The 13,304-nt window shown below is 46.0% G+C and carries 11 protein-coding genes; 8 read left to right on the top strand and 3 right to left on the bottom strand.

Going from position 1 to position 13,304, the window contains the following annotated elements; translation table 11 throughout:
- The first annotated feature begins 142 nt into the window (after positions 1-142).
- From Q0307_RS07480 to Q0307_RS07470, 3 genes are all read left to right on the top strand, one after another.
- Positions 143-1,582: a pitrilysin family protein gene (locus Q0307_RS07480; protein ID WP_298658873.1), complete on the top strand. Its 1,440-nt coding sequence runs from the start codon at positions 143-145 to the stop codon at positions 1,580-1,582.
- 2 nt (positions 1,583-1,584) lie between these two features.
- Positions 1,585-2,943, top strand: coding sequence for a pitrilysin family protein (locus tag Q0307_RS07475; RefSeq protein WP_298658870.1), 1,359 nt, complete (start codon positions 1,585-1,587; stop codon positions 2,941-2,943).
- A gap of 98 nt (positions 2,944-3,041) precedes the next feature.
- Entirely contained in the window at positions 3,042-4,007 is a 966-nt protein-coding gene (locus tag Q0307_RS07470; protein WP_298658867.1) for a hypothetical protein, read from the top strand.
- A gap of 94 nt (positions 4,008-4,101) precedes the next feature.
- Here Q0307_RS07470 and Q0307_RS07465 read toward each other — a convergent pair whose 3' ends face one another.
- Positions 4,102-4,878 carry an arylamine N-acetyltransferase gene (locus tag Q0307_RS07465; RefSeq protein WP_298658864.1) on the bottom strand — a complete coding sequence of 259 codons (777 nt, stop codon included), beginning with the start codon at positions 4,876-4,878 and terminating at the stop codon, positions 4,102-4,104.
- A gap of 190 nt (positions 4,879-5,068) precedes the next feature.
- On the opposite strand from Q0307_RS07465, the gene Q0307_RS07460 reads away from it, so the two are divergent.
- The 3 genes from Q0307_RS07460 to Q0307_RS07450 all read left to right on the top strand — a co-directional run bounded on the left by Q0307_RS07460 (position 5,069) and on the right by Q0307_RS07450 (position 7,527).
- Positions 5,069-6,049 (top strand): quinone oxidoreductase, encoded by a 981-nt coding sequence (locus tag Q0307_RS07460; RefSeq protein WP_298658861.1) that lies wholly within the window; start codon positions 5,069-5,071, stop codon positions 6,047-6,049.
- Between the two features lie 91 nt (positions 6,050-6,140).
- Positions 6,141-6,614 carry a peroxiredoxin gene (locus Q0307_RS07455; RefSeq protein WP_298658860.1) on the top strand — a complete coding sequence of 158 codons (474 nt, stop codon included), beginning with the start codon at positions 6,141-6,143 and terminating at the stop codon, positions 6,612-6,614.
- Between the two features lie 7 nt (positions 6,615-6,621).
- Positions 6,622-7,527 (top strand): DMT family transporter, encoded by a 906-nt coding sequence (locus tag Q0307_RS07450; protein ID WP_298658857.1) that lies wholly within the window; start codon positions 6,622-6,624, stop codon positions 7,525-7,527.
- A gap of 4 nt (positions 7,528-7,531) precedes the next feature.
- Here the strand turns inward: Q0307_RS07450 and Q0307_RS07445 are convergent, their stop codons facing one another.
- Entirely contained in the window at positions 7,532-8,449 is a 918-nt protein-coding gene (locus Q0307_RS07445; protein WP_298658853.1) for a LysR family transcriptional regulator, read from the bottom strand.
- Positions 8,450-8,552: 103 nt separating this feature from the next.
- On the opposite strand from Q0307_RS07445, the gene Q0307_RS07440 reads away from it, so the two are divergent.
- Complete coding sequence (locus Q0307_RS07440) at positions 8,553-9,413, top strand: methylenetetrahydrofolate reductase (protein WP_298658851.1); 861 nt, start codon at positions 8,553-8,555, stop codon at positions 9,411-9,413.
- A 64-nt stretch (positions 9,414-9,477) separates the two neighbouring features.
- Here the strand turns inward: Q0307_RS07440 and Q0307_RS07435 are convergent, their stop codons facing one another.
- Positions 9,478-10,410: a histone deacetylase family protein gene (locus Q0307_RS07435; protein WP_298658848.1), complete on the bottom strand. Its 933-nt coding sequence runs from the start codon at positions 10,408-10,410 to the stop codon at positions 9,478-9,480.
- Between the two features lie 120 nt (positions 10,411-10,530).
- Here Q0307_RS07435 and Q0307_RS07430 point away from each other — a divergent pair, with 120 nt between their 5' ends.
- Entirely contained in the window at positions 10,531-13,236 is a 2,706-nt protein-coding gene (locus tag Q0307_RS07430) for a bifunctional acetate--CoA ligase family protein/GNAT family N-acetyltransferase (protein ID WP_298658845.1), read from the top strand.
- Positions 13,237-13,304: the final 68 nt, after the last annotated feature.

The raw sequence follows: 13,304 nt of genomic DNA, 5'->3' as shown, positions 1-13,304 counted from the left end.
AGACTGCTTTAAACCGTTAAATCAGTTTATTACTAAATGGACATGAGGCACGGATTGAATTTTGTGCTAGGGTTGCAGGGCTTAGTCAAAAAATTCGTTAATAACAACCAGTCACTTGGTTAATTGCTAGGTTAGACTATCCATGAGAAAAAGAGTTTTATACGCCTGCTTATTAGCATGGAGTGCCAGTACCCAAGTTAATGCAGAGCAGCCCACGACCATCAATGCAAGTCCTCCCACGACGGCTGAAGCCAGTCAAGTCTTAGCCGCCCACTTATTTACCTTAAAAAATGGTATGCAACTCATTGTCAAACCCGATCATCGTGCTCCTACGGCAGTGCATATGCTGTGGTTGCGCGTGGGGGCGATGGAAGAGGTGAGTGGTACGACTGGGGTAGCACATGTGCTGGAGCATATGCTGTTTAAGGGCACTCCGACGGTAAAAACGGGCGAATTTTCACGACAAGTCGCTGCTTTGGGCGGTGAAGATAATGCTTTCACCACGGATGATTACACCGCTTATTATCAGCAAATTCCTAAAGATAAATTAGCTGAGGTCATGAAGTTACAAGCCGATAGTTTCGTGAATAATCAATGGCCGGATGATGAGTTTAAGCGCGAACTAGAGGTCGTGAAAGAAGAGCGCCGCATGCGCACCGATGATCAGCCGCGCTCTTTACTGTATGAGCAACTGATGGCGGTTACTTACAATGTGCACCCGTATCGCAATCCTGTGATTGGGTGGATGAATGATTTAGATAACTTAACTCCCGATGATGCGCGCTCTTTCTATAAACAATGGTATAACCCGCTGAATGCAGTGGTAGTGATTGCCGGTGATGTCAAACCTGAACAGGCTTTAGCGTTAGCCGAAACCTATTATGGCAGCTTGCCCACTCATCCCGTCAAAACCATTAAACCAGCGCTTGAACCCAAGCAATTAGGTGTGAAACGTATTGAGGTGAAAGCGCCTGCGGATCAAGCGTATTTACTGATGGCGTTTAAAGTCCCACAACTGACTAGTGTCGATAATCCCACCGAGAATGATTGGGATGCTTTAGCTTTAACCGTGCTTTCTGCGATTTTAGATGGCAATGATGGGGCGCGGTTTGAGCGGACTTTAATCAATAATGAGCAGCGGATTGCGGATAGTGCGAGCACGGGTAATGGTCTATATGGGCGCGGGCCACAGTTATTCTTGGTAGAAGGTGTACCCGCCAATGGGAAAACCGTTGCGGACTTAGAGACGGCTTTGCGTGGACAAATTAAGCGGGTGGCAGATGAAGGGGTGACTGAGGCTGAATTAAATCGAGTGAAAACTCAATGGATTGCCTCAGAAATTTATCAGCGTGATTCAGTGTTTTCGCAGGCAAATCAGCTAGGTGCACTATGGGCTATCGGTTTACCCTTAGAAACTAAAGATAAATTGATTGAGATGCTGCGTAAGATCACTCCGGAGCAAGTCAGAAATGTTGCTAAAAAATACTTTGGTGATGATCAATTGACAGTAGCGGTGTTAAGTCCCCAGCCCCGCGATCCGAATGCAAAACCCCGTACTCCTCCTGCTGGTTTGAGGCACTAGGCATGAAAAAAACTACGTTTAAATTAACTTATCAAAGTCTGTGTGCAGCCGTTTTGAGCGTCGGCATGCTTAATGCTTATGCGGTAACTCCTATCGAAAACTGGCAGCAACCGAATGGAACTTCGATTTGGTTGGCCTCTAGTATGGGCATTCCCATGGTCGATGTGCATATAGAATTCGACAGGGGTAAGCGCCGCGATCCTGAAGGCAAAATGGGCTTATCTTCTTTAGCTGCGAGCCTAGCTAGTAAAGGTGTTTTGGCTTGGAAAGATCGACCTGCTTTGGATGAGGCGGCTTTAGGTGATGCTTGGGCAGATTTAGGCGCTGAATTTAGTATTGGCGCGGATGATGATAGTTTTGCTTTCGCCTTGCGGAGTTTGACTTATCCGGATGTCTTGCCCAAGTCGATTGCTTTAGCCGCTCATCAGATCGCTGCTCCTGCCTTTGATGCAGCGATTGCGCAGCGTGAAATCGAGAAAACCATTGCCGCAATTAAAGAAGCAGAAACTCAGCCTGCTTATGTAGCGGGTGTTGCTTATGCGCAAGCGGTGTTTGGAAATCACCCTTATGGGCATGTCACCACTGAAGCTTCCCTCAAAGCTTTGGCGATAGATGATCTTAAGCAGTTTTATAAAACCAAACTCAATCCTTGCCACGCTAAAGTCAGCATTGTGGGGGCTTTAACCCATGAACAAGCGGATCAAATGGTGACGCAACTATTGGAGGGCTTACAAGTTTCGGGGCAAACTTCTTGTCCTTCGTTAGCGGTTTTGCCTGATCCTGCCAAATTGACGGAAGCTGTCAAAAAAGACATCAGCTTTAATTCCGCGCAAGCTCAAATCATGATAGGCCAACCGGCGATGAAGCGTAGCGACCCGGATTTTTTCCCGATTCTTGTAGGCAATTATATTCTGGGTGGTAGTGGTCTAGTTTCACGCTTAAGTGAGCAGGTACGGGAAAAACAGGGTTTAACCTATAGTATTGACAGTTATTTTGCCGCAAGGCAAAGCGTGGGCGAGTTCACGATTGCACTACAAACTCGTCCTGATCAAGCTCAGCAAGCCGTTGATTTATCCATCCAAGTGCTGAAAGACTTTATGGAGCAAGGCCCAAGCGAAGAGGAGCTAAAGGCCGCTAAAGCCAATCTGATTGGTGGTTTCCCTTTACGCATTGATAGTAATCGTAATCTCTTAAGCAATATAGCGAATATGGCACGCAATGGTTTGCCCTTAAATTACCTCGATACTTGGACGCAGAAAGTAGATGCAGTTAGCATTGAAGATATTCGCCGTGCTTTTGCTGCTAAATTACAGATGGATAAGATGGTTACTGTTATTTTGGGTGCACAAGCTGCTAAGTAGGTTCTTTTAAGTTTAAGGCTCTGGGAGGGCTCAGAGCTGATTTAGTTTATGCAAACTTTAGGTAAAAATAGGCGCTTTGAGGGAGTATTTGATTCCTAATGCTTGAAGTTAGTCTTGCACATGCAGTGCCAGTGATTGATCAACGCCAGCGTTTTCGTGAGATTTTTCATGCTGTGCATAGTGCTTATAGGCCAGAAGATATTCTCTGTGATCGGCCTGTTGAGCAAGCGTTGCACCCATTTAGCGATGAGGTTCCCGCTACTGGGCGAGCGGTCTATTTAGGCGCTCCACGTCTAGCTCTGCATTATGTGATTATTACTGGGCTGGTGGCAGATTGTCTCACGCATAAAGTCACTCCCTTTCATCGAGCGCGTCAGTACTTGCATGAGCGCGGCTTTACTAGTTCAGTCTTGAAAGTGAATGGGCGTTCTAGTAGTGCTTACAATGCGACCTTGATTCAGCAGGCTTTGGCTTCTTTTCCGGAGCAGCATCGTTTTGTTTTGCTCGGTTATTCTAAAGGCGCTGTGGATGCATTACAGGCTTTAATCACTTATCCGAGCGTGCGTCAGCGTACCGCTGCGGTCGTCAGTTTAGCAGGTGCTATTGGTGGTTCACCTTTAGTAGATATCACGCCAACTTGGCTTAAAGGGCTGTTTGCCAAATTACCTTTACCCGGTTGCCAGTTAGGGGATGGTGCTGCTTTAAAAAGTTTAGATCGGCTTGAACGCAAGCGTTGGCTGATTGAGCATCCCTTGCCGCCAGAGATTCTATATTGCTCGTTAGTCGCTTTGCCAGACCCCCAGCAAGTCTCGCGCATTCTACGCCCTAATCATCGCAAACTATCTGCATTTAGCTTAAGAAATGACAGTCAGGTTTTAGCCGAAGATGCTTTAATTCCCAATAGTGAATTATTAGGTTATGCAAATGCTGATCACTGGGCGTTAACCTTGCCCCTCGCTTGGCATTGGCCTTTACTACGCTTTTTCTTGGACAAGAATGATTATCCGCGTGAAATTTTGCTGGAAAGTATTGTGCGCTATGTGGAAGAACGCTTACTGACCTAGATGGGGAGGCAATATGAGTTGTGAGTCAGCCTTAATGTAGGCAAACTGCGGTTAATCGCTGGTTTGCCAAGGGAGCAGTAATAGACGCTCAGTTTCAAACATGCATCGGTTTGATTAAATTAAATTCTTGCTCCAATACCGGCCCGATCTGTTCGGCTTGTACAGTGATTTGCGAGACTTGACCAGCCTTGTATTCTTTAAATAACTGACCAAAAAGCAATTTTCGCCCCGTCGCGGTGAACAGTACGATGACATTTTTCTGTGTGAAAATAGCTTCAGGATGGGTCGAGTTCATCCAATTCGCGGGAGCAAAATCGACCCATTCTACTGGATTACGGTTGAAACCATATTGCTTAATCCAAACCCCATCGACTAATGCCTGTACCGCTAGATCGCCATCTGCTTCTTGACTTAGAATGAATTGATCATAGCCTTGCTTCACCGGTTGGTTTAGCAGATCTAAGCGCATGGGCTCGCGAATACCGTAGCTACCAAAACCTAAATCTAATAACCATTCCACACCCTCAAGCTCAACGATTAAAGCGGCATGTGTGCGTGGGCGGCGTACTGGATAAAATAAAGGGCGCGCTGCTACCCATTGATATTCAAGACCTAAAGCGGTCAAGGCTAGGGCGAACAAACCATTCATTTCATAGCAATAACCGCCACGGCGTTGGTGAATGAGCTTGTCAACAATATCTTCAGGCTTCAAGGAGATTGCTTTGCCCGCTAAAACATTTAAGTTCTCGAAGGGAATCGTTCTTAAATGCTGCTGCATTAGTGCTTTGACCGTGGCAAAGTCAGGTTTTAATTCACCACTAAAACGAATTCGGTGGCAGTAGTCATCTAGTTTAAAATTATCTGCGTACATAATTGGGTATGGTGGCTAAGCAGGATAAGGAGGGGCAAGTTTAAAAGAGCCTTGCGTTTAGGCATAGAGCTAGGGGGTATTTATTTTTCAATCTAGCCTTGGCTCTGCTACAAACTACAAGGCTATTCGTGTTTAATCAGTCCGCACAGTATAAAGCAGCGAGTATTATTATTTAGCCAAGGAGTGTTTGATGAGTATTGCAACGGTCGTAAAAATTAAAGCCCAAGGCAGTCCGGAGGTCATGGAGCTGTTACAAGAAGCCGTGCCTGCACCCGCAACGGGTCAAGTACAAGTCCGGCATACGGCGATTGGCTTAAACTATATCGATACTTATCACCGTAGCGGTCTTTATCCCGTGCAATTACCCAGTGGCTTAGGCTTAGAGGCGGCTGGAGTAGTGGAGATAGTCGGTCAAGGCGTTGAGCATTTACAAGTGGGTGATCGGGTTGCTTATGGCACGGGGCCGATAGGTGCTTATGCGAGTTTACGCAATATACCCGCGAATCGGGTGTGTAAATTACCCGCAGGCATTAGTGATGAAACCGCTGCTGCGATGATGCTCAAAGGGATGACAGTACGCTATTTGCTGCGTGAAACTTATATGGTGCAAGCAGGCGAAACCATTCTGTTCCATGCGGCGGCTGGTGGAGTCGGTTTGATGGCTTGTCAATGGGCGAAGGCTTTGGGTGTCACTGTCATTGGTACGGTCGGTTCTGAGGAAAAAGCAGCGATTGCGCGCGCGCATGGTTGTGATTACACCATCAATTACAATACCGAAGATGTCGCAAAGCGGGTGCGTGAAATTACCAATGGTCAAGGCGTGCCTGTGGTCTATGATGGGGTCGGGCAATCCACCTTAATGGGTTCTTTAGATAGCTTACAACCACGTGGTTTATTCGTGAGTTATGGCAATGCTTCAGGGCCGATTACTCATTTCGATTTAGGCTTGTTATCCGCGAAGGGGTCTTTATATATGACCCGTCCCACTTTAATGACCTATACCGCTGCCGATGATGCCATGCAGGAAAATGCCAGTGATTTATTTGCAATGGTAGAAAGCGGCAAGTTGAATGTGCCTATTCATCAGCGCTATGCACTTAAGGATGTACAACAAGCGCATCGCGATCTAGAAGGGCGTAAAACTACCGGCACGACTTTATTAATTCCTTAAGGCTCGTGCAAGCCTGAACAAGCTTTTATGTTTTAATACTCAACACTTGAGTGTAAAACGGATTAATTTAATACAAACCTAGGAGAAGATAATGATTCAAGTTGGTGAAAAAATTCCAGCCGTTGAGGTAACTGTGGCTAGTGCAGAAGGGCATAAAAAGATCAATGCAGTCGATTTATTTGCAGGCAAAAAAGTCGTGTTGTTTGCCTTACCCGGTGCATTTACGCCAACTTGCTCGGCTGCGCATTTACCGGGTTATGTGGTGCAAGCGGATGCTTTGAAATCGAAAGGCGTAGATATGATCGCTTGTTTGTCCGTGAATGATGCTTTCGTCATGCAGGCTTGGGGTGAAGGGCAAAATGCTGAAAACCTAACCATGATTGCTGACGGTGGTGGTGCTTTAACCAAAGCATTGGGCTTAGTGTTAGAAACGGGTGACTTTGGTGGCACACGTTCACAACGTTATGCGATGGTGTTAGAGGATGGTGTGGTCAAATTGCTCAATGTTGAAGCACCCAATAGCTTTGAAGTGAGCAAGGCTGAAGTGGTCTTAAACGCACTCTAAACTATCGATGACTCCGGAAAAAGATCAAGCTCTGGGCATTCAGCTCATGGCCTTAGGCGTTATTCTTTTACCTGCGATGGATGCAGCCGCCAAAGTGATGGGCGATACGATTGCAGCAGCGAGTATTGTCTTAGCACGTTTTGGGTTTCAGAGCTTGTTTCTTTTGCCGTTTGTCTGGCGTGAGTTATATATGCCGCGTGGTCAAGAGCTACGCTTGCATATTTGGCGGGCACTGGGGATTTGTAGTTCAACCTTGTGCTTTTTTGCCGCTATCCAAGTAATGCCGCAAGTGGATGCGCTAGCGATTTTCTTCACCATGCCTTTGTTGGTAACTTTATTAGCTCCGTGGATGTTAGGTGAGAAGATCGGCTGGCGGCGCTTATCGGCGGTTAGCGTAGGCATGATTGGCGCACTGATTATTATTCAACCCGGTCGCTCACCCTTTGGCAGTATTGCCATTTTACCTTTAATGGCTGCCTTAGGTTTTGCTTTCTATTTATTAATTACCCGCAAATTAGCGCGCTCTAGTTCTACGCATAAAGGCGTTTCAGTATTCACCATGCAGTTTTATTCAGGCGTGTTTGGTTCTTTAATGATTCTGCTAGTAATTATTCTCATGCAACCTTTCAACTTAGCTGCTTTTAATGTGCAATGGCCTGAGCTTTGGCAATGGCGTCAACTGATACTAGTCGGCGTGTTAGCTTCTGTTGGACATGTGATGGTGACTAAAGCTTTCCAATATGCCGATGCTTCAGTCCTAGCGGGTTTTCAATATACTGAATTGATTTCGGCTGCGGTATTAGGTTGGTGGCTATTTGGTGATATTCCTACGCTTAACACTTGGATTGGCAGCGTCATTCTCGTCGGCTCGGGTTTATATGTATTTCATCGGGAGCAGCGGGTAGCGCATTAACAGACTAAGCTGGACGTGCAATCCCCTTCAAAGTAGAAAATGGCAGATCTTTAGCGAGTAGTAAAAAATCCTGCATATAACTCAGTTGTAAGCTCTCTTCACGCACGGCTGCATGCAGGGTATTAAACACGCATTGCCCTAAAGAGCGTGCAGTCACAAAATTGCGGTCGATATATTCATCCGCAGCCCAATTGGGCAAGCTACATAAGCCACGCCCACTGGCGACTAAGGCTACCATCATGACGGTTAACTCGCTGTGGCGAATCTGTGCAGGTTCAATATCGGCAGGGCGCAAGAATAAGCGAAAAATATCCATTTTGCGGGGTGGGACGGGATAAATAATTAAGGTTTGGTCTTTCAGCATGGCTGGCTGGATTTCCTCGACCTGCGATAAAGGATGGTCGAGTGGCAGAATCAGCATGGACTCGTATTGAAATAGCGGAATATAACTAATGCCGTTTAATGGTTCAGGGTCCGCGGTAATCACAAAATCTAAATCACCGGCTGCCAGTGCTTGTAAGCTATCAAAGCTAAAACCACCCGATAAATCTAATTCCACCTCCGGCCATTGACGGCGGAATTGATCCAACGTTGGTAGCAGCCATAAATAACAAGAGTGACAGTCAATCGCGATGCTTAAGCGTCCACCTAAACCTTTCACTTGGCGGGTTAAATCCGCTTCTAAGCGCGCAAAACGCGGTAGAGCATCTTGAGCTGTTTCATATAGGCGCTTACCGGCAGCGGTTAAATGTAAGGGTTTCGCTTTCCGATTCACGACCGCTAAACCAACCCGTTCTTCTAGCTCACCCAATTGATGCGACAAAGCAGAGGGTGTCATGTGTAATTTAGCCGCTGCTGCTGCTAAGGTTTCACTGGCTTGTAAAGCTTGGATCAATTCTAGATGTTTGCGCTGTAGATTCATTCAAAAAAATTCAATTTTTTGTTGATAAAGTTGAAATTGCTTTCATTGAGCTAGGATAGGAAAATAGCTGTACGATAACAACTGTGACCAAGAGATTTTTTGTATGACTAGCCCGGTATTGTCCTTTGAGTTTTTCCCCCCTAAAACTCCCAAAATGGAGCGCACTTTGTGGCGGAATATTGGGCAATTGGAAATGCTCAAGCCTGCTTTCTTTTCAGTGACGTATGGCGCTTTGGGTAGTGAACGTGATCACAGTTTGGATACTGTATTCAATATGCAGCGCGAATGTCATGTACCTGTTGCAGCGCATTTGACAGCGGCTGGACATACACGTGAGTCTTTATTAGCCTTAGCTCAGCGCTTTAAAGAGCATGGAGTGCAGCGGATCGTGGCTTTACGTGGTGACGCTGATTTGACTGAAGGTGGCATTAGCGATGTCGCGGATATGGTGCAATTACTAGGCACAGTAGCCGATTTTGATATTAGCGTGGCGGCTTATCCAGAAGTTCATCCAAAGGCTGCCAGTTTAGAGGCAGACTTAAGGCAGCTAAAGCGGAAATTAGCAGCAGGTTCAAAGCGAGCCTTAACTCAATATTTCTTTGAGCCTGAAATGTTTTTACGCTTCCGTGATGTAGCAGTAAAAATGGGTATTGAGCAGCCTTTAGTCCCCGGTATTTTGCCAGTCCATGATTTTGATAAGGTGATTGCTTTCAGTGCGCGTTGTGGTGCTACTGTCCCAGAACGCTTATATAAAGTATTCGAAGGCACGGTAGCCGGTAGTCAAGAGCAAAAGAAACTAGGTATTGAACTAGCCGTCGACCTTTGTGAGCAATTAATGGCTGAAGGTGTGAATCAATTACACTTCTATACTTTAAATATTCCTAGTCTCACGTTTGAAGTGGCGCATCAGTTAGGTTTACCTTTAGCTTGGGATGAGCAGCCGTATTTTAAAATCGCGGCTTAATTTAGACTCGGAGGAGAGGATTTGGTGGAAGGGATAGGCAAGCCTTATCCCTTTTGTGTTTTATTTAATGAAACTCAGCGAGTTCTTTCACATGCGCAGCGACACTGCGGCCTAAAGACGATAAGTCATACCCACCTTCTAAGCAGGAAATAACGCGATTATGTCCACAATCTTTAGCGACTTGGCAGAGTTCGCGCGTAATCCACACATAATCCGCTTCTATCAAATTAAAGCCGCCCATATCATCTTCAAGGTGCGAGTCAAAACCGGCTGAAATCATAATTAATTCGGGCTGATACTCGACCCAAGACGGAATCCATTGCTCACGTACTTGATCACGCCATTCACCTGAACGAGTACCCGCTTTCATCGGTAGGTTGCGGATATTGATAGCACGTGTATCTGCTCCAGTGAAGGGATAAAAGGGGTGTTGAAAAGAAGAGCAAAATAGAACACGTGGGTCATTAATGAAAATCGACTCAGTGCCATCTCCATGATGCACATCAAAATCAACGATCACAATTCTTTCAAGGCCATATTGAACCATTGCATGCGCAGCACCGACAGCTACGTTGTTAAAAAGACAGAAACCACCAGAGTGAGCACGGCCTGCATGATGTCCGGGTGGGCGCGTCGCGCAGAACACATGTTTATAATTGGTGGTCATGACTAAATCAACCGCTTGTGCTGCCGCACCGGCTGAATATAAAGCTGCTTCTAAGCTATGCTTATTCATACCTGTGTCACCATCGAGGTCAACAATATTGTCGTCGTGGGGCGCAGTCTCGAAGATTTTGTCGATGTAATAACTTTCATGTACCCGAAGTAACTGCTCACGGGTCGCGAGTTGTGCATCATAGTGACGGGTAATCCAATCAACTCCTGAGGTAATCATGCGGTTATTAATCGCATCGATCCGTTCAGGTGATTCTGGGTGATAGGGATTCCCATTATCGTGAAGTGAACACTTTTGATGACTAATTACGGCTGCTGTCATGGTTTTTTCTGTCTATTGAGAGTAATATATGTTGCAGTGCACAAAAAGATATTTCCAAAAACATACTAGCGGTTTTTATTAGTTCTCGATCTTAAGAGAACTATCATAGAGGTTTTAATAATGGGCCACCATTACCTAAATCAATTATTCGCGCCTTCAGCGGTTGCTATTTTCGGTGCTACAGAACGACCTAATGCAGTCGGCTCCCTTGTGTTGCAAAATTTAATTGCAGCCGGCTATCAAGGGAAGATCTTTCCGATTAATCCAAAGCATGAAACAGTACAAGGTTTAACCTGTTATGCAGGGCTGCCGTTGATTGCTCATCCGATTGAGTTGGCTATTATAGCGACTCCTGCACGCACTGTGGCAGAAATTATTAAACAATGCGGCGAACATGGCGTTAAGGGTGTGATTGTGCTCTCAGCAGGTTTCAGTGAAACAGGCGCTCGAGGCAAACGCATGGAAAAAGATATGATGGAACTCATCCATCATTATGGGATGCATTTAATTGGCCCTAATTGTCTTGGAGTAATGCGTCCTTCTTCAGGATTAAATGTAACCTTCAGTAAAAGTCAGGCCAAGCCGGGTAATCTCGCTTTAGTCTCACAATCTGGTGCAGTTTGTACTGCCATTCTTGATTGGGCGAGTACTCGTCAAGTTGGGTTTTCTAATGTGGTGACTTTAGGTGATGCGGCAGATGTCGATTTTGGCGATGTACTGGATTACCTTGCCCTAGATCCTAAAACGGATAGTATTCTGTTATACATTGAAGGTATTCACGATGCCCGTAGTTTTATGAGTGGCTTACGGGCAGCTTCACGCATGAAGCCGGTGATTGTCTTAAAAGCAGGGCGCTATGAAGAAGGCTCACGTGCAGCAAGTTCGCATACAGGCGCGATTGTAGGGGGGGATGATGCCTTTGACGCAGCTTTGGAACGTGCAGGTGTAGTACGAGCTAATTCGATTACGCAATTGTTTGCTGCTGCAGAAATTCTTTCTTCAGGCATGACAGTCGCGCAAAACCGTTTAATGATTGTTACCAATGGCGGTGGGCCAGGCGTCATGGCCACTGATCGTGCAGTTGAAATGAACCTGCGGATTCCTAAACTATCTACAGCAACGGTCACTGCCTTAAATAAAATCTTACCTGCGGCGTGGTCACATGGTAATCCAGTGGATATTTTAGGTGATGCTACGCCTGAGCGTTATGCCGCAGTATTAGATATTTGTTTAGCGGATGACACGGTAGATGGTGTATTAGTCATGCTCACTCCACAAGCCATGACCGATCCGGCTGGTGTTGCAGAGATAGTCGTCAAAGCAAAAGAAAAATTTAAAAAGCCATTGCTAGCTTGCTGGATGGGTAACTCTCAAGTTGAGCTGGGGCGCGAAATCTTATCTAAAGCTAAGATTCCACATTTCCAAGCACCAGAATCTGCTGTAGAAGCGTTCTCTTATTTAGCTTCCTACCGCAGTAATCAAAAGATGTTGATGCAAGTGCCCGCTTCCGTGGAAGAGCAAAGTTCCGAACCAGATATTGAAGGTGCACGCCTGATTATTGAAAGCGTATTGGCAGAAGGGCGGCGGGCACTTTCGACTACAGAATCGCGCGCCATTTTATCGGCTTTTCGTATTCCATCCTTGCCAACCATTTTGACTCGTAGTCCTGCAGAAGCCTTGGTTGCGGCTGAGTCGGTTGGTTTTCCAGTCGTTATGAAAGTCAGTTCACCCGATATTATGCATAAGTCGGATGTGAATGGGGTACGCTTGAATATTAATAGTGCCCGTACTGTACGTAGTGTCTATCAAGAACTGATGGAAGCTACCACTAAAGCCATGCCAGAGGCACGGATTGAAGGCATTACAGTTGAACGCATGTATCATAGTGCAGCAGCACGTGAACTTATGATTGGAGTAGTGCGTGATCCGGTATTTGGCCCAGTGATTAGCTTCGGTACCGGTGGCACTGCAGTTGAGGTGCATCGTGATTGTGCGGTGGCTTTACCGCCCTTAAATGAGTACATGATCAAAAAAATGATTTGCCGTACTCGGGCAGCCCGGATGCTAGTCGAATTCCGTAACATGCCAGAGGTTGATTTCCCTGCATTACGTCAAGTCTTGCAGCGCGTATCCGAAATGGTTTGTGAGCTGCCAGAAATCGTCGAAATGGATATCAATCCCTTGATGGCTAGTCCGGATGGTGCGGTTGCGGTCGATGCACGCTTTACAGTGGCTTATCCGAAAGGGGCGGCACAACGTTATGATCACATGGCGATTCATCCTTATCCGAATGACTTGGTGAAGCAACAGCAGCTAGCGGATGGTACTAATATTCTTATTCGTCCCATTCGTCCTGAAGATGCCGAAATGGAACAGGAGTTTGTACGCAATCTCTCACGAGAGTCACGTTATATGCGCTTTATGCAGTCGCTGCGTGAACTCACTCCTGATATGTTGGTGCGCTTTACGCAAATTGATTACGATCGTGAAATCGCTTTCGTGGCAGTAGCGCGTGAAGATGGTGTAGATAAAGAAGTTGGGGTATGTCGCTACTCGATTAATCCAGACCGGAAAAGCTGTGAGTTCGCCCTAGTGATCGCTGATACTTGGCAAGGGCGCGGTTTAGGCGGATTGTTAATGGAAATCCTCATCGATACGGCACGTAATCGTGGCCTAAACACCATTATCGGTGAAGTCTTAGCTGAAAATGCGGGGATGCTGCGCTTAATGAGCCGTCTAGGTTTTGAGCGGCAAAAAAGCGAAATGGATGACAGTATCGTGGTCGTTACTAAACGGTTGACTAATACCACCAGCAGTAAACATTAAGTTCACATTTCATGTCTTCGTAGTTGACAGGCTTTGCACTATGTTTGTAATACAGCACATATCAGGTG

This window comes from uncultured Thiothrix sp., assembly GCF_937873765.1.
Classification (GTDB): Bacteria; Pseudomonadota; Gammaproteobacteria; order Thiotrichales; family Thiotrichaceae; genus Thiolinea.
The sequence above is the reverse complement of the archived record's forward strand: the minus strand, read 5'-3'. Positions and strand labels throughout refer to the sequence as shown.